The following is a 20,036-nucleotide window of genomic DNA, read 5'->3' on the forward strand; positions in this document are numbered from 1 at the left end:
GCGCCGTTCCCGCCCCAACCGCCCCCATAGGATTGATCCATGACTGATACCTGGCTGATCGTCGGCCTCGGCAACCCCGGGGCGCAGTACCAAGGCAATAGGCACAACATTGGCCAGATGGTCCTTGACGAGCTCGCCTCCCGGGTCGGCGCAGGCTTCAAGACCCACAAAGCCCGGGCCCAGGTCCTTGAGGGGCGGCTGGGAATCGGCGGCCCCCGGGTAATCCTGGCCAAGCCGATGAGCTACATGAACGTCTCCGGCGGCCCGGTCTCTGCCCTGGCCAACTTTTACGGCATCGCCCCGGACCATGTCGTGGCTGTCCACGATGAGATCGACATCCCCTTCAACACGGTCAAGCTCAAGCTTGGCGGCGGCGAAGGCGGCCACAACGGCCTGCGGGATATTTCCAAAGCCCTCGCCACCAAGGACTACCTCCGGGTCCGGGTGGGAGTGGGCCGTCCGCCCGGCCGGATGGACACAGCCGATTACGTCCTGCGCGATTTCGGCACCGCGGAACAGAAGGAATTGCCCTTCCTGCTCGATGACGCAGCGGATGCCGTCGAGTCCTTGCTCCGGGAAGGACTCACCGCCACGCAGCAGAAGTTCCACCCCGCCAAGTCCGGATCACGCCAGGCCGAATCGTAAAAGTTCCCTTGTGCCCTGTTTCCTTGTCTGTGGCAAGGGGTACTCTTCTTCGTATGCGGGGGAGCAATGGGGCTACATCCCGCTATTGCAGGATGTAGGGGACAAGTTCATGTCAATCGAGCCACTCAGCTGGGGACGTGGGTCAACACCTCAGGGTGATGGGCTGACCACGGGATCCTCCACTGTGCCGGAGGGCCAGCGATGGTCGGTGCCTGCACGAAGTGCCAACCTTGACGCCGTCCGCACAGCATTGACCAGCGAACACTCCTTCGGGGCAGTCATCACCGGCGCCCGCGGGGTGGGCAAGTCCTCCCTGGCCAGGGCAGCGGTGGCGGACCTCGGCCCGGACATCTGGTCCCTGCAGCTCCGGAGCACACCCTCCGGCTCCAATACCCCGTACGGCTGTCTTTCCTTCCTGCTTGCCCGGTTGCCGCAGGCTTACATGGGTTCACCCACCGCCATCCTGCGCGGGATCACCTCCCTGATCCGGAGCGACGCCGCCGGAAGGCCCTGCATCATCACGTTGGACACCTCCGGCGCCATCGACGACATGAGTGCCGGGGTGCTGTTGAATGTCTTGTTGACCGGCACGGCCAGGATCGTCGCCGTCGCTCCCAAAGCCAGCGACCTCCCTGCGGATTTCCACTGGCTCCTCACGGACCGCAAGCTCACAGAAGTCCGGCTCAGCAACCTGAACGAACTGCAGACCCGGCAGGTACTGCTGTCCCTGCTGGGGCACCGCGTCTCATCGTCCCTGGTCACCACTTACCACCAGATGGTTGGCGGCAACCCCTTGCTGCTCAAAGCCCTGGTTACCGAGCAACAGCTCTCCGGAAACCTGGTGCTGTCCGAGTCCGTCTGGACACTCCGGGACAAAGTGGTGCTCGACGGCGCCGCGAGCCTGGATGACATCGTCAGGTCCCGCTGGACACGGGAAACACCGGAAACCCGCGAAGTCATCGAAATGTTGTCCTGCGCCCGCCGGGTGGAACTGTCCAGGCTGACCGCCATCTATGGCGCCGACGTCGTAGCGGACATGGAGGATGCAGGACTGCTGGAGATCGACGACTCCGGGCACCGCTGGGTATCGCTGCGGGAAAAGTACATTGGCGACGTCGTCAGGACCTGGCTGAGCATTTCCCGGCGGCGGGAGCTCCGCAGCGTGCTGCTGGGCGGCACAGAGCCTGACCCCGCCGACATGACCGTCGAAGAACTGATGTCCTTTGCCGCCTGGACCCATGAATGCGAGGCGGAACTCAGCCCGGCGCTGGCGCTTGCGGCCGCCCAGGCCGCGGTTCAACTCTTCGACCCCAGGTTTGCGTTGACCTATGCGGAGATGCTGCAGCGGACGGACGCCCAGTGGGCATCCGCCCAGCGTCAAAAGGCTGCCGCGTACCTGCAGCTGGACATGGGGGTCCAGGCCCTTTCGGCCCTTGAAGACATCACCCACCCAGAACTTGAGGCCCTCGACCTCGAAGAGTACGCCCAGGTGGTGGCCGCCAAGGCAAGGGTCATGCTCTGCATTCCGGAGCAGGCCGGCAAGGTGGAAGAACTCTTCGCCTCGGCCCGCGAACACTTGGCCAAAGTGGGGGACCACTCCGCCTGGCCTGCGGCCGCAGCGGTGGCCGCCAACCGCATCTCGCTGGGCGAATTCGAGTACCAGGCGCACGTGGGCAGGTATACCGCTATGATTCCCGCACTTGAGCGCGCGGTTGACCCAGCCGCAAATCCGGACATCGGTTACCGGCTCCAGTGCGCGATCATCCTGATGAGCTCCCTGGCCATGACGGGCCGGGAGATGGACGCCCTGGGTCTCCTGCGCCAGATCGGCGGCCAACTCAGCGATGCCTCGCATGTTGTGGGCCTCCGTGAGCGGTATACCCGGGAGGCCTACTTTGTGCTGCTGATGGCCGGACAATGGCGGCGCTGCATCGACCTCATGGCCCCTTTTAGCGCCGGCCAGCCCTTCCGGCTCCCTTATCGCAGCGCGGCCACGGAGATCGCGGCCGGGGTCGCCTTCGCATTTTCCGGCCGCGGCGAAGCCGCCCTGGAACCCCTGATTTCGGCCGCCGCGCAGCTGGAGTTGCAACCGGTCCAGGGTGCGTTGCGCACCGCCTACGCGGCCACGGCGTTGGCCTACGCCCAGACCGGCAATGCCGCGCTGTCACGCAAATACCTGTCGAAACTCCAGAGGATGCCCGGCAGGTCAGGGTTTGCCGTGGAGAGCATCATCGAGTTCTGTGCACTGGCTGCCGGACGGTGGCTTGGCGACTCAGAAGCAGTCACAAGCCTCAAGCAGGCAGCCCGTGCGAACCTTGAAGCGGGCCGGTACACCGTTGCCGGGATCTATCTGCTGGCGGCAACGGTCAATGGCAGCGATGCCGACTTCCGCCTCCTGGAGGAGATCGCCGGCCACCGGCACGGTCCGCTGGCCGAGGTTTCCCGGCTGATAGCCGTAGGGAGCCGGACGAAGGATGCCAAGGCGCTCCTCGCAGGCGGCGAACTCGCGGCCACGCTCGAACTCGACGCCGTTGAAGCCCGGTGCATGGCCCTTGCCGTGGACTTCGCCCGCCAGGTGGGGGACGCCCTTTCGGCAAGGACCGCGCAGGCAAGGCTGGACATCCTCGCCGCCACGGTGGCGAATCTGCCCATTGTGCCCAGCAGCGGAAGCCCGCTGCTGACCAGCCGTGAACGGCAGATTGCGCGGATGGCCGGCCGCGGCGCCTCGAACCGCGACATCGCCCTGGAAATGGGTGTATCAGTCCGCACCGTCGAAGGCCACCTGTACCAGGTGTTCACCAAGCTGGGCGTAACTTCAAGGGGTGATCTGACTGGACTCGTCTAATGGCCACAAACCCACATCTGCCCACCGGCTCCTGACCGGACGGCGGGAACCTGTGGACCGGATCTGCAACCTGATCGGGAACGGCACACACCATGCCGTCTTCATCATGGCCGGCCCGGGGATCGGAAAGTCGGCGGTGACCGAGGCCGTCACCGAGCGGCTCGCCGGGCACCTGAACGTGGTGCGGGTCCACGCGAGTTCAGCCCTTGCCGGGGTGCCGTTCGGGGTCCTGACCCCCTATACCGGGGAACTCACGGCCGAGGAGTCGGTCTCGCCGGTCGCCGTGCTGCGGTCCATGTGGTCGTACTTCGAAAAGCTGAAGACCGGCAACGGCCTGGCAGTCCTGCTCGTGGTGGACGACGCACACCACCTCGACGAGGCTTCCGCGGGCGTCCTGGCTGAGCTGATTTCGGCGGGCTGGGCAACCGTGGTGGCGGCCGCCCGCCCCCGGCCGGGCCTCCCGCAGCCGCTCGAACAGCTCTGGTACGACGGCCTTGCCGAGCGCGTGGACCTGAGGCCGCTGAACCGGGAACAGATAGAGGAGGTCCTGGCCCACCTCCTGGACGGGACCATTCCCGCCGCGACGGTGGACGCGATATGGAGCGCATCGGGCGGAAATCCCCGAATCCTTGACGCCCTGCTGCATGACTCCGCCGAGGCCGGCGTCCTGGCCAAACGCAACGGAATCTGGATGCTGCTCGGCGAACTCCCCGCCGACGGGCCGCGGCTGGCGGCCGTTGTTGCCAAGGACCACCTGCGCCGGGGGCCCGAGGAACAGGAAGCCCTGAAGCTCATTGCCCTGGCCGGCCCGGTGGGCCGCAAAGTCATCGAAGACATCAGCGGGGCCGCGGTGGTCAGGTCCCTGGTGGATCAGCAGATGATTGTCGAGACCCCTGGGGTGCCATCGGAGTTGTTCATCTGGAACGCGCTTTTCGCCGGCGCCATCAGGAACACGGTATCGGTCTCCCGGAGCCTCCAGCTGTTGGAGAAGGTCAAGGCACACCAGGACCCCGGCCAGCTCCAGGGGGAAGGCCGGCTCCGGTCAGTGGAATGGGCCCTGGAGTGTGGCCTCCGCGTCAGCGACGATGAGATGCTGGCCGCCGCCAAAGTGGCGTTACTTCTGTACCGCAACCACAGCGCGCGGTCCATCGCGGCCAGGATCCGCAACCCCGCCATGGTTCCCCTGGCCCAGGCCATCCAGGCCCGGGCTTTCTACAACGAGGGCTCCTACCAGGAAGCCGCCACCCTCCTGGACGAATGCTGGCTCCCGCTGGCCGAAGACCCCCAGGGGCCGGCAGCCCTGGTGCTCAGGGTGTCGGCACACCAGGCCAACGGCCGGCTGCTGGCTGATGTGGCGGAGGACGTGGAACGGGCCTGCCCGCTGTCGGACCCGGATGGCAGCTGGCAGGCAGAGCTGCTGCAGGTGCTGCAGCTCGGTGCCGAGGTCAACTTCCAAGCACTCGGCGACGAGGTCGACCGGATCCGGAAACGCGGCGCAGCGGGTTCTGGGGGAGAGCCGCTGCGTGCCTTGGCGGAAGCGCTACTGGCCCATGCCCTGGCCGCTGCCGGGCGTCCCGTCCAGGGATTGGATGCTGCCCTGTTGGCGGCCTCGGAGCTCCCTCCGCTGGAAGGCAGCCTGTTCTTCTTCCCCGAGTTCGTGCTGGGGCGGCTGGTGTCCGACTACCTGGCCATGGGCGAGTGGGAATCGGCCGAGCGGGAGCTCAACAGCTACGCGGCAGGCCACGGCGCCGGCACGGCCACCTTTGACGGAAGCCTCAATGTGCTCCGCGGCTACTCCCTGCTCCGGCAAGGGCGGATGGAACGGGCCTACCAGATCCTGCTGCCCGCCGTGGAAGCGCTGCGGCTCAATGATCCGTTGCAGTTGTACCGCTTTGGGACGGCACTGGGCTATTACGTGGCGGCCCGGCTTGGCGATGTCGAACAGGCGAAACGGCTGGAACAGGATCACAGGGATGCCATCGCCGGCGGCCCCGCACACGACCTCCTGGCCGAGGCGTACGTGGCGGCGGCCGCGGAATACATGGCCCGCGACGGCAAGGGGCTGGCTGCGCTGCAGACGCTGATGACGACGACGGAGGCAGCCGCCAGGGCCGGAAACCTCCTCGAAGTCCTGGCCATGTGCTGGGACCTGGGGGACCCCTCGGTGGTCCCCATGGTTCAGACGGTTGCCCGCGGCGTGGAAGGCCGCTGGGCGGAGGCTCTGCTGACCCTGGCCACGGCGTGGGAAAACGCCGACGGCGACGCCCTGATGGCAACGGCTGCCTCGCTGGAGGAAGCAGCCTTTGTCAACCTGGCCCGGGAGGCATACGCCCGTGCCAGTACGGTGCTTGAGCAGGCCGGTGAACGCCGCCGGTCCCGGCAGGCGGTGGCCCAGCGTGAAAAGTGCGATCACGAACTCGGTGAACGCTTCCGCGAGGGACGTTTCATCGCCGCCGCACCCGCCGTCCACCTCACCCGCCGCGAACAGGACATCGTTGAATTGGCAGTCCAGGGCCTCACCGACCGGGAGATCGCCCAGCGCTTAATGGTGTCGGTGCGTACGGTGGAAGGCCACCTCTACCGCACCTACGTCAAACTCGGCGTACGCAGCCGCGATGAGCTGGAGACGGCCCTCCCCAAATAGCCCCGGCTGCGCTGTGCCGCGTGCTGCGCTGTGCCGTGCGCCGTGGGTGCCGTGTGCCGTGGGTGCCGCGCGCCGCGGAACCAGGCCGCGGGCTCAGTGTGCGCGCCCCTGAATGCACACAGTGCCGCGGCCCGGTAGTGGACCCCCACAGATTCGAGTACACCCTACTCGTGCACGGGAGGGCACTACCGGATTTACTTAAGGAGGCAAAGCAAAGCGGCAGGCTGGAAGCCGCGGAGCAGCCGATCAGGACATTGAGGCCCCTCAACTTTCCGGTCCCCCACGGACCGGGCACAGACGGGGCCGGCGACGTCAGAGTCTTCTGAGACCGAGACTCTCCCCCCAGCCGTCGCCGGCCCTCTGCTCCCTCGGCTGAAGCCCGGGGCAGCGGTGGCGGCTGCCCCTCCGGGCGGCCGCCACAGCCGTGTTGTGGGACAATTGGGTGTCAGACATTGGCAGCCCAAGGAGTTCGTTTTGGCCGTAATATCAACGCCAGCCACACTGGAACGCGCCCTGCCGGTCATGGACAACGCGGAAGTGCTGCGCATCCGCAACGACTTTCCGGTCCTGAACCAGCGGGTTAACGGGCAGCCGCTGGTGTACCTGGACTCCGGCGCCACTTCGCAAAACCCGGTGAGCGTCATCGAGGCCGAGCAGGAGTTCTACGAGCAACGCAACGCAGCCGTGCACCGCGGGGCGCACCATCTTGCGGTGGAGGCCACCGAAGCCTTCGAAGATGCCCGGCAAACCATCGCCGACTTCATCGGTGCCGGCTATGAAGAGACCATCTGGACCTCGAACGCAACCGAGGGGCTGAACCTCATCTCCTACGCGCTGTCCAACGCCGGCCTCTGGGCCGCCCGCGGCCGCGGCGACCAGAGCCTGCGGGAACTGGCGCTCGTGCCCGGGGACGAGATCGTGGTGACCGAGATGGAGCACCATGCCAACCTGATTCCATGGCAGGAACTTGCCTTCCGTACCGGTGCGACGCTCCGTTACATTCCCATCGATGACCACGGCAGCCTCCGCATGGACGCAGCCGCAACGGTCATCGGACCGCGGACCAAAGTCCTGGCCTTCACGCATGCCTCCAACGTCCTGGGCATCATCAACCCGGTGCAGGAACTGACGGCCCTGGGACGTGCCGCCGGCGCCCTGGTGGTCCTGGACGCCTGCCAGTCCGCCCCGCACCTGCCCGTGAACGTCAAGGAACTCGACGTGGACTTCGCGGTGCTCTCCGGCCACAAGATGCTTGCTCCCACGGGCATCGGCGTGCTGTACGGCCGGCAGGAACTCCTGGACATCCTGCCGCCGTTCCTGACCGGCGGCTCGATGATCACCACCGTCACCATGGAACAGGCCGAATACCTTCCCGCACCCCAACGCTTCGAGGCCGGTACCCAGCGCATCTCCCAGGCCGTGGCTTTGGCTGCAGCAGCCAACTACCTCACGGAAACCGGGCTGGACCGGATCCACACGTGGGAATCCGAACTCGGCCAGCGCATGGTTGTGGGCCTGGAATCCATTCCCGGCGTCAGGGTCCTGGGCCCGGCTGCAGGAAAGGAACGGATTGGCCTTGCCGCGTTCGACGTCGAAGGTGTCCACGCCCACGACGTCGGGCAGTTCCTGGACTCGCGCGGGATCGCCGTCCGCGTCGGGCACCACTGCGCCCAACCGCTGCACCGGCGGCTTGGGCTGACGGCCACCACCCGCGCCAGCGCCTACCTGTACAACACCACCGACGACGTGGACTGCTTCCTTGAAGCCGTGGCCGGCGTCCGGGCCTACTTCCGCGCCTAGCGGAAAACACGAAGGGTGACACCATGAGCCTCGACCAGCTGTACCAGCAGATCATCCTGGACCATTCCAAGGCACGCCACGGCAGCGGGCTGGCAGCCACCGACGCCCCGGAGGGCGCAGCAACGGGCCAATCGCACCAGCTCAACCCGGTATGTGGAGACGAAGTCACGCTCCGGCTGGCGGTGCAGGACGGCAAGGTGGCCCAGGTGGCCTGGGACGGAGCCGGCTGCTCCATTTCCATGGCCTCGGCGTCGGTCCTCTCCGAGCTCGCCCCGGGCATGACCGTAGCCGAACTGCACCAGGTGATCGACAGCTTCCGGGAGGTGCTCCGCTCACGGGGCAAGGTCCAGGCGGACCCCGAACTGCTGGGAGACGCCGCCGCCTTCGAGGGGGTGGCCCGCTACGCGGCCCGGGTCAAGTGCGCCATGATTTCCTGGGTGGCGGCGGAGGACGCCCTCAACCAGGCGGCATAACCGGGGAACAAGCCGAACGGAAAAACAGCCCGGATCTTGCCTCCAACAGGAGGAAGATCCGGGCTGTTTTCGTGCGAGGGAACGGCCGGCTCAGCCCAGCAGCCCGAGGACGCCGATGACTGCGGTGGCGAGTCCGAGCACCATGGAGATGCTGACCAGCACCACATGCACGGTGAGGAACCTGGTGGCCTTGCCGGCACTGTCCCTGGCCCGGGGATCGTTCATAACCCGGCGCAGGAACTGCGGCCAGACCACCAGCGACCAGACGCCGGCGACAACCAGGACCAGCGCAGCGAAAACGGGAAGCACCATGTGTCTAGTGGCTTTCCAGCCAGGCCTGTGCCTGGGTGGCCTGGAGGTTCAACGCCTTGGCCACCATGGGCTCGGCGGCGTCGGCGATCTTGCCGCCCAGGAACGGCACGGAGGACTTCACCGCGCCCTCAAGCTCCACCCGGGTTCCGCCGGCGTCGGCCACCAGCCGCTGCACGGCCGTGACATCCACCGGGGCGCCGGCGATCTTGAGCGAGATGTTGCTCTGGCGGGATCCGTCTGCGGCGGGGGCATCCCAGTTTTCCACCTGCGTCACCTTGAGGTGCTCACCGACGAACTTGCGGGCGATTTCGGGCAGCCGGGTGGTGGGGAGGGTCCGTACCGACGTGGCGCTGAACGCACCGGCGGTGTCGCCGTCGATGTTGAAGGACTCCAGTTCGCCGCCCACCAGCTGGCTGACGTGGCGCTGGAAAGCTTCGTTCACCAGCACAGCGGCAACGCTGTCAACGGAGTGCGGAAGGGTGGTGGTTGCGCTCAGCGCCATGGGTCCTCCTGGGACGTCGGGAAAGGATTTACGCCTCCAACATCCTACGGGGTCACCTGTGCGCGCTCCGCATCGGCCAGTTTTTGGGCGGCTGCGGTAATGTTCCGGGCCATGGCCGGGAAGATCACGCTGTGGAAGGGGAGCACGCCCAGCCAGTAGAGCCGTCCGCTCAGGCCTTTGGGGAAGAAAATGGCCCGCTGCCGGTAACGGCTGCCCCCGCCGTCAGGCTCCACGGAGAGCTCCAGCCAGGCACGGCCGGGCGCCCGCATCTCGGCCCGCAGCCGGAGCAGCCGGCCGCGGTCGATCCGTTCCACCCGCCACCAGTCCACTACTTCGCCGGCGGCCAGGGTATGCGGGTGCCGGCGGCCACGCAGCAGGCCTGCGCCGCCGGTCAGCTTGTCCAGCCAGCCCCGCACCTGCCAGGCCAGGGGGAGCGAGTACCAGCCGTTGCGCCCGCCGATGCCCTCGATAATGGTCCATACGTGCGCAGGGTCCACGTCTCCGTGGAACGTCCGCTCATCGATGTACACCTTGTGCCCGGCCCATTCCGGGTCGCTGGGCAGCGGATCGGAATCCGCGCCCGCATTCGCCCAGGTGGTCTCCACCTGGCCGTCCCGTTCCTTGCCCAGCGCCAGGGCCACCGCCGTGCGGTAAGGGGTGAGGCCGTCGTCGGGCTGTGGAATGAACTGGTCGATGTCGTGCTCGTTGGACACCGCGTCATGCTGCAGCGACTGGACCAGGGGGACCGCCATGGACCACGGAATGGGTGTGGTGAGGGCCACCCATATGCCTGCCAGTTTGGGCGCCGGCACGGGCAGGGCCAACACCACCCGGTAGGGCAGGCCGGCTTCGGCAGCGTATTCCTGCATCATCCTGGCGTAGGTCAGGACCTGCCGGCACCCGATGTCGAAGGTGCGGTTGATGGGGCCCTCCAGGGATGCGGCAGCCACCAGGTAATAGAGCACGTCGCGGACGGCGATGGCTTCGATCCGGTTGCGCACCCAGCTTGGTGCCGGCATGAGGGGCAGGGTCTCGGACAGGTGGCGGATCATCTCGAAGGAGGCGGAGCCGGAACCGATCACCACGCCCGCCTGGTACACAATCGAATCCACCGGGCTGTCCAGGAAGACCTTGCCTACGGCCTCCCGCGAGCGCATGTGGGTGGAAAGCTCCACGCCCTTCGGGTGCAGCCCGCCCAGGTAGACGATCCGGCTGACGCCGGCCGCCGCGGCAGCATCCGCCGCCGTCGCGGCCATCGCCCTTTCCTTCGCCTCGAACCCGGCGCCGGCGGCCATGGAGTGCACCAGGTAATAAAAGACGTCGACGCCGGCAAGGGCTTCGCGGAGGGCGTCGCCGTCGTCAAGGCTGCTTTCCACCACGTCCACTTTGGTGCGCCAGGGGACGCCGGCGATCTTGTCGGGGGAGCGGACCAGGACCTTTACCGTGTGGCCTGCTTCCAGGAGCCCTGGCACCAGCCGGCCGCCAATGTAGCCGGTGGCCCCGGTGACAAGGACGGTCTTTGGTGTTGGTCGGGCAGTCGTTTCGCTCATGCTGGCTCCTGTTCGTCCCTTGCGGTTCGGAGCGGCGGCCTGTCCGGACGGCTGCTCCGACGCCGAATGCGATGGCACTGCCAGCCTAGGCCTGCGGCCTCCGCACTGCCATGTCGGTCCCGCGGGGTAGGCTGGAAGTCCCCGGGATTCGCAGCGAATTTCGGGTTTTCGCGTTGCCTGCGATTTTTTGATGAACACCACAGGAGCTTCTGCCATGAGTCTTCCCGGCCAGTCCGCCGCCGGCACGTCCAGCACCGGCAAAACCCGTTCCGGCACGTCCGGCGCGGTTCCCACGCTGGATGGCCTGCGCCGGGCTTTGGAACCGGACCAGACATTCGGCCGTGTCCGGGCCGAGGCCGCCAGGGGCTTCGACGTCCGCGGCCAGGACTACCAGATCAGTGCGCCCGCAGGCTTGCGCCCCGTGCTGCTCGCGGAGATGGCAGACGGCCTGGCAGCGTCCGCGGTCGGTGGCGAACCGGGGGTTGTGCTGGCCGTGACCGCCACCGGCAGGGAAGCCGAAGACCTCTCCGCGGCTCTGCGGGCCTACCTGCCGGCGGATACCGTGGCCGAGTTCCCCAGCTGGGAAACCCTCCCGCACGAGCGGCTTTCGCCGCGTTCGGACACCGTGGGCAGGCGGCTGTCTGTCCTGCGCCGCCTGGCCCATCCGGAAAGTTCGACGACGGCGCGGCTGCGCGTCGTCGTCGCACCCGTTCGCGCCGTGGTCCAGCCGGTGGTGGCCGGCCTGGGCGACCTGGTTCCGGTCACATTGAAGGTGGGCCAGGAGGTGCCGTTTTCCGATGTGGTGAAGAGCCTCGCGGATGCTGCCTACGCCCGGGTGGACATGGTCACGCACCGCGGCGAATTCGCCGTCCGGGGCGGCATCATCGACGTGTTTCCGCCCACCGAGGACCACCCCATCCGGGTGGAGTTCTTCGGGGACGAAGTGGACCAGATGCGCTGGTTCGCCGTTGCCGACCAGCGGTCGCTGTCCGCGCCCGGCATCCACCACCCCGCGGAACTGCACGCCCCGCCGTGCCGCGAAATCCTCATCACGCCGTCCGTGATGTCCCGCGCCGCCACGTTGAAGGCCCAGCTGCCGGCCGCGGCGGACATGCTGGAAAAGATAGCCGGCGGCATCGCCGTGGAGGGTATGGAGTCACTGGCCCCGGTGCTGGTGGATGCCATGGTGCCGTTCGTGGACCAGCTGCCCGCCGATTCCATCGCCGTGGTCATCGAACCCGAGAAGGTGCGCACCCGCGCCCACGACCTCGCCGCCACCAACGAGGAGTTCCTCGAGGCGGCCTGGTCCACGGCGTCCGACGGCGGGAGCGCGCCCTTGGACCTCAGTTCCCAGGCCAGCGCGGCGCTCCATTCGGCGAGCTTCCGCTCCCTGGCCGAAACCCGCGGGTCCGCCTTGGCGCACGGGGTGTCCTGGTGGTCCATCACCTCACTGGCGCAGGATTCGGAACTGCTCCCCGAGATCGACGTATTGAACCTGCATGCCCGCGAACCCCGCGGCTACCAGGGCGATGTGGCGGAAATGATGGAGTTCATCGGTTCGCACGTCCGCGACCAGTGGCGCATCGTGGTGGCCACCGAAGGTCCCGGGCCGGCCCAGCGCCTGGCCGAACTCTTCCACGACGCGGACATCCCGTGCGCCCGGGTGGACAGCCTGGACCACGAACCCCAGGCAGGCATCATCGAAGTGACCACTGCCGCCGTCGGCCGCGGCTTTGTCCTTGACGGGCTCAAAGTGGGCTTGCTGACTGAGGCCGACCTCCTGGGCCGGACCTCCGCCGGGTCCACCAAGGACATGCGGCGCATGCCCTCCAAGCGGCGCAACGCCGTGGACCCGCTGCAGTTGGTGGCGGGGGACCACGTGGTGCACGAACAGCACGGCATCGGCCGGTTCGTGGAACTAATCCAGCGGAAGGTGGCCGGCGGCGGCGACGGCGTCCGCGAATACCTGGTCCTGGAATACGCGCCCTCGAAACGCGGCGCGCCCGGCGACCGGCTGTTCGTCCCCACGGACCAGCTGGACCAGGTGACCCGTTACGTGGGCGGAGACACCCCTGTCCTGAGCAAGATGGGCGGCGCGGACTGGGCCAGCACCAAGTCCAAGGCGCGCAAGGCCGTCAAGGAGATTGCCGGTGAGCTGATCCGGCTCTACTCGGCCCGGATGGCGTCCCGGGGGCACGCGTTCGGCCGCGACACTCCGTGGCAGCGCGAACTCGAGGAAGCTTTCCCGTATGTGGAGACCCCCGACCAGCTGACCACCATCAACGAGGTCAAGGCGGACATGGAACGGGAGATCCCCATGGACCGCCTGGTCTCCGGCGACGTCGGCTATGGCAAGACTGAGATCGCGGTGCGGGCGGCATTCAAGGCCGTCCAGGACGGCAAGCAGGTAGCCGTGCTGGTGCCCACCACCCTGCTCGCGCAGCAGCACTATGAGACGTTCACCGAACGGTTCTCCGGCTTCCCGCTGCGGGTGAAGCCGCTGTCCCGCTTCCAGGCCGCCAAGGAGGCCAAAGAGACGGCAGAGGGCGTGAAGAACGGCACGGTGGACGTCGTGATCGGTACCCACCGGCTGCTCTCCAAGGACTTTGAGTTCAAGGACCTCGGCCTGGTGATCGTGGACGAGGAGCAGCGGTTCGGCGTCGAACACAAGGAAGCGCTGAAGAAGATGCGCACCAACGTGGACGTCCTGGCCATGAGCGCGACGCCGATCCCGCGCACCCTGGAGATGTCCCTGACAGGCATCCGGGAGACCTCCACCCTGGCCACCCCGCCGGAGGAACGGCATCCGGTTCTGACCTACGTGGGCCCATACACGGACAAGCAGACCTCCGCGGCGATCCGCCGCGAACTGATGCGCGAGGGACAGGTGTTCTTCGTGCACAACCGGGTCTCAACGATCGAACGCACCGCCGCGAAGATCCGCGAACTGGTCCCCGAGGCGCGCGTGGAGGTGGCGCACGGCAAGATGTCGGAGAGCCGGCTGGAGCAGATCATCGTGGACTTCTGGGAGAAGCGGTTCGACGTCCTGGTCTGCACCACCATCATCGAAACCGGGCTGGATATCTCCAACGCCAACACCCTGATCGTGGACGGGGCGGACAAGTACGGCCTGTCCCAGCTGCACCAGCTCCGCGGCCGGGTGGGCCGCGGCCGCGAGCGCGCTTACGCCTACTTCCTGTACCCCTCGGAGAAACCATTGGGCGAGGTGGCGCTGGAGCGGCTCAAGGCCGTGGCCGCGCACAACGAACTGGGCGCCGGCATGCAGCTGGCCATGAAGGACCTGGAGATCCGCGGGGCCGGCAACCTGCTGGGCGGTGAACAGTCCGGGCACATCCAGGGGGTTGGCTTCGACCTGTACATCCGGCTGGTGGGCGAAGCCGTGGCGGACTTCCGCGGCGAAGCCGAAGAGAAGGCCGCGGAGATGAAGATCGAGCTGCCGGTCAACGCGCACCTGCCGCACGACTACGTCCCCGGCGAACGGCTGCGCCTGGAGGCCTACCGGAAGCTCGCCGCCGCGGTCACCAACGAGGCCATCGACGAGGTCACGGCCGAGCTTGTGGACCGCTACGGCGAGCTGCCGCTGCCCGCACAGAACCTGGTGGCCGTGGCCCGGTTCCGGGTGGGCGCACGCGAGGCCGGCCTGACTGACGTCGCGCTGCAGGGCAACTTCATCAAGTTCTCCCCGGCCACCCTGCCTGAGTCGAAGGTGATGCGCCTGAACCGCATGTACCCGGGCTCGCAGTCCAAGCCCGCACTGGACGCCGTCCTCATCCCCAAGCCGAAAACCGCACGGATCGGCGGCCGGGACCTGCGGGACGCCGAGATCCTCGAATGGGCCAACGGCGTGATCCGGAACATCTTCTCCGATGCTCCCCTGACTGTCGGTTAGGGGTGATGGGAGGACACCACGCCGCGTCGGGAGCCGCGGCGTGGGTAGCTGTTGCGTCCACCGGGCCGTACACGCTGGGCTGGTATCCGCTGGATCCCACCGGCATCCTCATCGGAGGAATGGCCACGGCGGGCACGGCCCTGGTGTGCGACTGGGACCACCGGTCAAGCACGGTGGCGCACTCGCTGCCGCCACTGTCCAATGTGATCGCGCGGGGCATTGAGAACGCCAGCGGCGGCCACCGGCAGGGAACGCATTCCATCCTGGGCGCCGCGGTCTTCGTGTTCCTGGCCGGCCTGGCATCCCAGGTGCATATGGACACCCCATGGGGGCACCTGTCCGTGGGTGCCGGGCTGTTGTGCATGTTCCTGATCAACATCGCGGCGAAGGCACTGAAGCTCTTTCCCAAGAGCGGCTTCATCTCGAACTGGATCTTCGCCCTGGCAATGGCGGGCCTTGTCACGTTCTACGCGCCGGAACAATGGACCTGGCTGCCGACGTCAATGCTCATCGGCGTGGTGGTGCATATCGTCGGCGACCTGGTCACCACCGGGGGAGTGCCGCTGCTGTGGCCGCTGGTCATCAGGCCACCCCGGCTGCTGCGGAGGCTTCCCCTGCTGCGGAACGTCTGGCGGCCCAATGGCGCCCTCTCCGTACCCCTGCTGGGAAGGGCAGGATCCAAGCGGGAGTGGCTGGTGCTGATCCCGGTCAGCGCGTATGCCATGGTGGGCATGTCCATGGCCGGCTGGGCCATCGCCCGGGACCATTGGGGCCCTGCGGCCGCGGCCGCAGGTGCCTGGATCAGGCTCTGGTTCTAGCCGCAGGCAGGCTTCCACCCACAGACAGCAAAGGACCCCGGACATTGTCCGGGGTCCTTTGACGCTGCCTGCTGTGGGTCAGTGCTCGCCCGCTGAGTCGGAGCGTCCGAGGACGGTCTGCGGGATCCAGAACGCCAGCGCGAACAGGACAAGGCACACGGCCATCGGCCAGGCGTTGCTCAGGGTGAGGAATGACAGGGAGTAGATGGCGCCAAGGAAAAGAGCGAAGCTGATCACGAAAAGGACGGCGCTGGTGGCCACGTTGTTCTCGTTCTGCGGTGTGCGGACCGTGTCCTGGTTCGACGTCGTGTCCCGGCTGGACGCGTTGATCTTGCTGGACATGTGTTCCTCCTCGGCCCCGCGGGGCTTGGTCTGTGGCGGCCGTCCGGTTCCGGTCAGTAAGCGGCTGAACCCTGTTCACCCTTGACGATGGCAATCCCGGAGCTGGCGCCGATTCGTGTTGCACCTGCTGCAATCATAGCCTGAGCATCGGCCAGGGACCGTACGCCGCCGGAGGCCTTGACCCCCATGTTCGGGCCCACGGCCTTGCGCATCAGGGCCACGTCGTCAACGGTGGCGCCGCCACCGTTGAAGCCCGTGGAGGTCTTCACGAAGTCGGCGCCGGCCTCCACTGCCGCCTGGCACGCCAGGACCTTCTGTGCGTCGGTCAGGAGGGCCGTTTCGATGATCACCTTCAGGATGGCACCGCCGGCATGCACGGTCTCGGCCACGGCAGCGATGTCATCCGTCAGGGCGCCCTTGTCGCCTGCCCTGGCAGCGGCGATGTTGATCACCATGTCCACCTCGTCCGCACCGTCCAGCACCGCGCCGCGGGCCTCGAACGACTTCACGTCCGTGGGGGTCGCCCCCAGCGGAAAGCCCACCACGGAGCAGGTGAGGACTCCCGAACCCTTCAACGCGGTGGTGACGGTCTTGACCCAGACAGGGTTGACGCAGACCGACTTGAACCCGTACTCAGCGGCTTCGGCACAGACCTTCAGGACCTCGGCTTCCGAGGCTTCGGGCTTGAGCAGCGTGTGGTCGATGTAGGAGGCGATGTTCCCATCACCGGCGGGTGTGGCGGTGCCTGGCTGCACAGTGGCTTCATTGCTCATGATGGTCCTCTCGAGGGGCTTCGTGGGCCCGGCGCGTCAGTGACTCTTTTCGGAAACCATCTTGTCACAGCGGGCCGGGACCGCACCGGATACCCGGAAGCGGACGCCGCGGGAGTGCCGGGCCGGCCCGGTCAGGCGGCCACCTGGAGTGCCGGCGCGGGAGAGGTGGATGGAGCTGCTGTGGCAACAGCGGTCAGCAACTGGCTGGCGCAGGCACCCGCAGCGGACGCCGCCGCGACCAGCAGGCCCAGCCGCACGCCGTCGAACGCCGCGGCGTCACCGATGGCCCAAATGCCGGGAACCGAGGTGCGGAAGTCGCGGCTGATCACGATGCCGCCGCCGGTGGCCGTCCGCACACCCGCAGTGGCGGCGAGGCTGTCCCGGGACACCCGCTCCTCGGCCAGGACCACCAGGTCTCCGGTCATGCTGCTGCCGTCCTCGAAGACGACGGCGGATGTGGCCAGGCCGGAGGTGGATCCGCCCGGGACAACGGAAGGGACGACGGCGGCGGGCCGGGCCGTGGTGCGGATGGGCCGCACGCCCTTGGCCCGGAGTACTGCTTCGGCCTGCCCGGCGGCCGCGCCCGTGCCGACGAGGATGCCGACGGGCCGTCGCCCGAGCTCCCGGGTGATTTCCTGCACGCCCTCGGCGATGCGCGGGGCGTCATCGATGGTGGAGTAGCTCAGGCACTGGGCCGCGCCGTCCACGGGGTTGGCAACGGGGGCGGAACCGGTGGCAATGACCAGCTGGTCGTACGCGAATTCCATGCCGTCGGCGGTGGCGACCGTCCGGTTGGCTGCATCGATGTGGCTTGCTGGCTGGCCGAACCGCACGGAAACCTGGGGCAGCATGGCCAGCTCCAGCAGTTCAGCGGGGCTGTCGTCACGGTTGCTCAGCACGGTGATGGTGCCGGTGAAACGGGCGCGGTCCAACTGTGCCACCAGGGCTTGGGCGGCCGGTCCGGCGCCGGCGATGACGATGCGGGTTGCGTCGGAGGTGGACGGTGAGGGTGCCGGAGCGGACATGTGCTGGCCCTTTCGCTGGTGGCCGGTAACCGGCCGGAACTTCGTGATGCAACCCAGCGTAGGGGCCTGCTTTTTCGGTTGTGTTACCCGTCCATTGCTGTTTCCACGGGTCCTGTTCGCCAGTATTTACCGGCCGGTAACACAACCCGTGACGCACCTCTCATCCGGGAACGGGCCGACACATTCGGCCGCGTCCGGGACCTCAGACGCGGATCCGGTAGCCCCGTTTGACCACGGTTTCAATGAGCTTGCCGTCCGGCAGCGATGACCGCAGCCGGCTCACGGTCATGTCCAGCGCATGCACGGAACCGCGCAGTTCCAGCAGGTCGGAGAGCGATTCTCGGGACAGGACCGCACCTCCGGCGCCCAGCAGCGCGCGCAGGAGCAGCAGCGGAGCGGGGGCCAGTTCCACCTGCCGGCCATCGATGCGCAGGCTGCGGCCCCGGAGCTCGATGTTTCCGGAGCGGGTGTCCAGCCGCCGGACATGGTTCAAAGCCAGGTGTTCGCACACCAGCCGGATCAAGGCTCCCATCCGGAACCGTTCCGGGATCAGTGGCGTCACCCCGGCATCCAGCAGCGGCTGCGCGGTCACGGGACCGACTACTGCGGTGGTGACGTTCAGTTTCAGGCTCTCCACCAGCTGCTTGTACAGGCCCATCTCATGGGCCGTGCTCCACATGGCGTCCACCGCGGGGGCGCTGGTGAAGGTGAGGACGTCCAGGTTCCCGCTGCAGGCGGCCTCGATCAGCCGCGGAAGCTTGTCCTCGCCGTCGGGCTTCACCCAGCGGTAGGGCGTGACGGTCAGGACCGTGGCACCGGACATCCGCAGCCGCTCGATCTGGCGGACATCGGTGTATCCGTGCAGCTGCATGGCCACGGTCTTGCCCTTCACGCCTTCGGTGAGCAGCATGTCCACCAGGGTGGCGGTGGTCTCGTCACTGCTGATCCCGACGTCGGCAAGGCCGGCCGCGCGCACGGCACCGCGGGCTTTGGGTCCCCGGACGAACATGCGGCAGCTTCCCAGCGTTTCCAGCAGTTCATCGCCGAGGCCGAAGGAGTCTGCGGCTTCGCACCAACGGCGCATGCCGTAGGCCGTGGTGGCAATGCACAGGTCCGGCTTCGCCGCGATGATGGCCCGGGTGTCCTCGATCAGGCGCATGTCTTCCTGGACGGGGGCGATCTTCAGTGCAGGGGCATGCAGCACTTCGGCGCCGCGCCGTTCCAGCGCCTCGATGAGGTCGCGGGAGCGCCGGTCCGAGGTGACGCCGATGCGGAACCCCTCCAGCGGAGATTCCGCGGCATCCGTTGCTTCTTCAGCCTGCGTGGGTTCGGCCGGTGCAAGTGCGGTCATGGGGGTCAATCCTTTCATGATCCCAGCAGCGAGGCCGCCAGCCTGTCCAGGTCGGCGGCGGCTCCGGCGTGCTGCCGGTTGGCTTCGGCCACCCGGACCACCTCGCCGATGACCAGTACTGCCGGGTTGCTGCAGCCGGCAGCGGCGGAGGTGATGGTGCCCAGGTCCGCGATGGTGGTGCGCTGGCCGGGCCGGTAGCCGCGTTCCACCACTGCCATGGGCATGTCCGGGCGCATCCCGGCGCGGCGCAGGCCTGCGGCGAGCTGGTGGAGGGTCCCGATGCCCATGAGCACCACGATGGTCCCGCCCAGGCCGGCCAGGTGGTGGTGTTCTTTTTCGGTGAGCGGGGCGTGCCCGGAAACCACCGTGAACATGTGGCTGACTTCGCGGTGGGTGACCGGGATGCCGGCGGCGGCCGGCACCGAGATGGCGCTGGTCACGCCGGACACTACGTGGACCTTGACACCGGCGGCCACGCACGCGGCCACTTCCTCGCCGCCCCGGCCGAAGACATAGGGGTCCCCGCCCTTGAGGCGGACCACGTTGTTGCCGGCCAGGGCGCTTTCGACCATCAGTTTTTCGATGTCCGACTGGCTGACCTTGTGGTGGCCCGGCTTCTTTCCGACGTCCACCAGCTCGGCGGAGGTCAGCAACGGAAGCTCCTGGTACGGGGCCAGCCGGTCATAGAATACGACGTCCGCATCCCGGAGCGCCTTGACCGCAGCAACGGTGAGCAGGTCACCGGTGCCGGGGCCGCCGCCCACCAGGGTGACGTGCCCGGCAGGGCCTGCGGCAGGCTCAACGGCGACCGGGATCCCGGCGTCCCGGCAGCGGTCCAGGAGGGCGCCCCAGCCGGGCTGTCCGTCCTCAACGGCGGCGACCAGGAACAGCCGCTCAGGCAGGTGGGCACCGTGGGCGCTGCCCGGGCTGCTGAGGCGGTGGACGACGGCGCCCGCGGCTTCATACCGCCGTACTGCCTGCCGCGCGGCAGGGTCCGTGCCGGTCACCAGGACGTCCCGGCCCGTGAGGTCGATACTGAGCTGCAT

General features: G+C 67.6%; 15 protein-coding genes. 7 read left to right on the forward strand and 8 right to left on the reverse strand.

Features of this window, described 5'->3' with window-relative positions; translation table 11 throughout:
* Positions 1-39: 39 nt before the first annotated feature.
* The 5 genes from pth to sufU all read left to right on the forward strand — a co-directional run bounded on the left by pth (position 40) and on the right by sufU (position 8,407).
* Positions 40-645: an aminoacyl-tRNA hydrolase gene (gene pth, locus AB4Y79_RS11530; RefSeq protein WP_441861689.1), complete on the forward strand. Its 606-nt coding sequence runs from the start codon at positions 40-42 to the stop codon at positions 643-645.
* Positions 646-754: 109 nt separating this feature from the next.
* Positions 755-3,490, forward strand: coding sequence for a LuxR C-terminal-related transcriptional regulator (locus tag AB4Y79_RS11535; protein ID WP_441861692.1), 2,736 nt, complete (start codon positions 755-757; stop codon positions 3,488-3,490).
* 52 nt (positions 3,491-3,542) lie between these two features.
* Positions 3,543-6,134 carry a LuxR C-terminal-related transcriptional regulator gene (locus tag AB4Y79_RS11540; protein WP_441861694.1) on the forward strand — a complete coding sequence of 864 codons (2,592 nt, stop codon included), beginning with the start codon at positions 3,543-3,545 and terminating at the stop codon, positions 6,132-6,134.
* Between the two features lie 474 nt (positions 6,135-6,608).
* Positions 6,609-7,934 carry a SufS family cysteine desulfurase gene (locus AB4Y79_RS11545; protein ID WP_441861697.1) on the forward strand — a complete coding sequence of 442 codons (1,326 nt, stop codon included), beginning with the start codon at positions 6,609-6,611 and terminating at the stop codon, positions 7,932-7,934.
* A gap of 23 nt (positions 7,935-7,957) precedes the next feature.
* Entirely contained in the window at positions 7,958-8,407 is a 450-nt protein-coding gene (sufU, locus tag AB4Y79_RS11550) for a Fe-S cluster assembly sulfur transfer protein SufU (protein WP_441861699.1), read from the forward strand.
* Positions 8,408-8,497: 90 nt separating this feature from the next.
* On the opposite strand, the gene AB4Y79_RS11555 is transcribed toward sufU, so the two are convergent.
* Genes AB4Y79_RS11555 through AB4Y79_RS11565 form a run of 3 tightly spaced genes read right to left on the reverse strand, consistent with a single transcriptional unit; the run spans position 8,498 to position 10,771 of the window.
* Positions 8,498-8,719, reverse strand: a complete 222-nt coding sequence (locus tag AB4Y79_RS11555) for an SCO4848 family membrane protein (RefSeq protein WP_441861701.1) — start codon at positions 8,717-8,719, stop codon at positions 8,498-8,500.
* Positions 8,720-8,723: 4 nt separating this feature from the next.
* Positions 8,724-9,221: a DUF2505 domain-containing protein gene (locus AB4Y79_RS11560; protein ID WP_441861704.1), complete on the reverse strand. Its 498-nt coding sequence runs from the start codon at positions 9,219-9,221 to the stop codon at positions 8,724-8,726.
* 44 nt (positions 9,222-9,265) lie between these two features.
* Positions 9,266-10,771: an SDR family oxidoreductase gene (locus AB4Y79_RS11565; protein WP_441861706.1), complete on the reverse strand. Its 1,506-nt coding sequence runs from the start codon at positions 10,769-10,771 to the stop codon at positions 9,266-9,268.
* 214 nt (positions 10,772-10,985) lie between these two features.
* Here AB4Y79_RS11565 and mfd point away from each other — a divergent pair, with 214 nt between their 5' ends.
* Complete coding sequence (gene mfd / locus AB4Y79_RS11570; RefSeq protein WP_441861708.1) at positions 10,986-14,681, forward strand: transcription-repair coupling factor; 3,696 nt, start codon at positions 10,986-10,988, stop codon at positions 14,679-14,681.
* Between the two features lie 5 nt (positions 14,682-14,686).
* Positions 14,687-15,499 (forward strand): metal-dependent hydrolase, encoded by an 813-nt coding sequence (locus AB4Y79_RS11575; protein ID WP_441861710.1) that lies wholly within the window; start codon positions 14,687-14,689, stop codon positions 15,497-15,499.
* A 78-nt stretch (positions 15,500-15,577) separates the two neighbouring features.
* On the opposite strand, the gene AB4Y79_RS11580 is transcribed toward AB4Y79_RS11575, so the two are convergent.
* From AB4Y79_RS11580 to cobA, 5 genes are all read right to left on the reverse strand, one after another.
* The gene (locus tag AB4Y79_RS11580; protein WP_441861713.1) at positions 15,578-15,841 is read right to left on the reverse strand and encodes a hypothetical protein; all 264 of its coding nucleotides are present in this window, start codon (positions 15,839-15,841) and stop codon (positions 15,578-15,580) included.
* 53 nt (positions 15,842-15,894) lie between these two features.
* On the reverse strand, positions 15,895-16,614 hold the full coding sequence (deoC, locus tag AB4Y79_RS11585) for a deoxyribose-phosphate aldolase (protein WP_441861715.1): 720 nt from the start codon (positions 16,612-16,614) through the stop codon (positions 15,895-15,897).
* A gap of 131 nt (positions 16,615-16,745) precedes the next feature.
* Positions 16,746-17,639: an FAD-dependent oxidoreductase gene (locus tag AB4Y79_RS11590; protein WP_441861718.1), complete on the reverse strand. Its 894-nt coding sequence runs from the start codon at positions 17,637-17,639 to the stop codon at positions 16,746-16,748.
* Positions 17,640-17,841: 202 nt separating this feature from the next.
* On the reverse strand, positions 17,842-18,990 hold the full coding sequence (locus tag AB4Y79_RS11595; RefSeq protein ID WP_441861720.1) for a uroporphyrinogen-III synthase: 1,149 nt from the start codon (positions 18,988-18,990) through the stop codon (positions 17,842-17,844).
* Between the two features lie 14 nt (positions 18,991-19,004).
* Positions 19,005-20,036, reverse strand: a complete 1,032-nt coding sequence (gene cobA / locus AB4Y79_RS11600) for a uroporphyrinogen-III C-methyltransferase (RefSeq protein ID WP_441861722.1) — start codon at positions 20,034-20,036, stop codon at positions 19,005-19,007.

Source organism: Pseudarthrobacter sp. YAF2, assembly GCF_052113345.1.
Lineage (GTDB): Bacteria > Actinomycetota > Actinomycetes > Actinomycetales > Micrococcaceae > Arthrobacter.

Bases quoted from the DNA above. Each gene is read 5' to 3' on its own strand.
- pth (WP_441861689.1), top strand. From the start codon at position 40: ATGACTGATACCTGGCTGATCGTCGGCCTCGGCAACCCCGGGGCGCAG.
- AB4Y79_RS11535 (WP_441861692.1), top strand. From the start codon at position 755: ATGTCAATCGAGCCACTCAGCTGGGGACGTGGGTCAACACCTCAGGGT.
- sufU (WP_441861699.1), top strand. From the start codon at position 7,958: ATGAGCCTCGACCAGCTGTACCAGCAGATCATCCTGGACCATTCCAAG.
- AB4Y79_RS11555 (WP_441861701.1), bottom strand. From the start codon at position 8,719: ATGGTGCTTCCCGTTTTCGCTGCGCTGGTCCTGGTTGTCGCCGGCGTC.
- AB4Y79_RS11560 (WP_441861704.1), bottom strand. From the start codon at position 9,221: ATGGCGCTGAGCGCAACCACCACCCTTCCGCACTCCGTTGACAGCGTT.
- AB4Y79_RS11565 (WP_441861706.1), bottom strand. From the start codon at position 10,771: ATGAGCGAAACGACTGCCCGACCAACACCAAAGACCGTCCTTGTCACC.
- mfd (WP_441861708.1), top strand. From the start codon at position 10,986: ATGAGTCTTCCCGGCCAGTCCGCCGCCGGCACGTCCAGCACCGGCAAA.
- AB4Y79_RS11575 (WP_441861710.1), top strand. From the start codon at position 14,687: ATGGGAGGACACCACGCCGCGTCGGGAGCCGCGGCGTGGGTAGCTGTT.
- AB4Y79_RS11580 (WP_441861713.1), bottom strand. From the start codon at position 15,841: ATGTCCAGCAAGATCAACGCGTCCAGCCGGGACACGACGTCGAACCAG.
- deoC (WP_441861715.1), bottom strand. From the start codon at position 16,614: ATGAGCAATGAAGCCACTGTGCAGCCAGGCACCGCCACACCCGCCGGT.
- AB4Y79_RS11590 (WP_441861718.1), bottom strand. From the start codon at position 17,639: ATGTCCGCTCCGGCACCCTCACCGTCCACCTCCGACGCAACCCGCATC.
- AB4Y79_RS11595 (WP_441861720.1), bottom strand. From the start codon at position 18,990: ATGACCGCACTTGCACCGGCCGAACCCACGCAGGCTGAAGAAGCAACG.
- cobA (WP_441861722.1), bottom strand. From the start codon at position 20,036: ATGCAGCTCAGTATCGACCTCACGGGCCGGGACGTCCTGGTGACCGGC.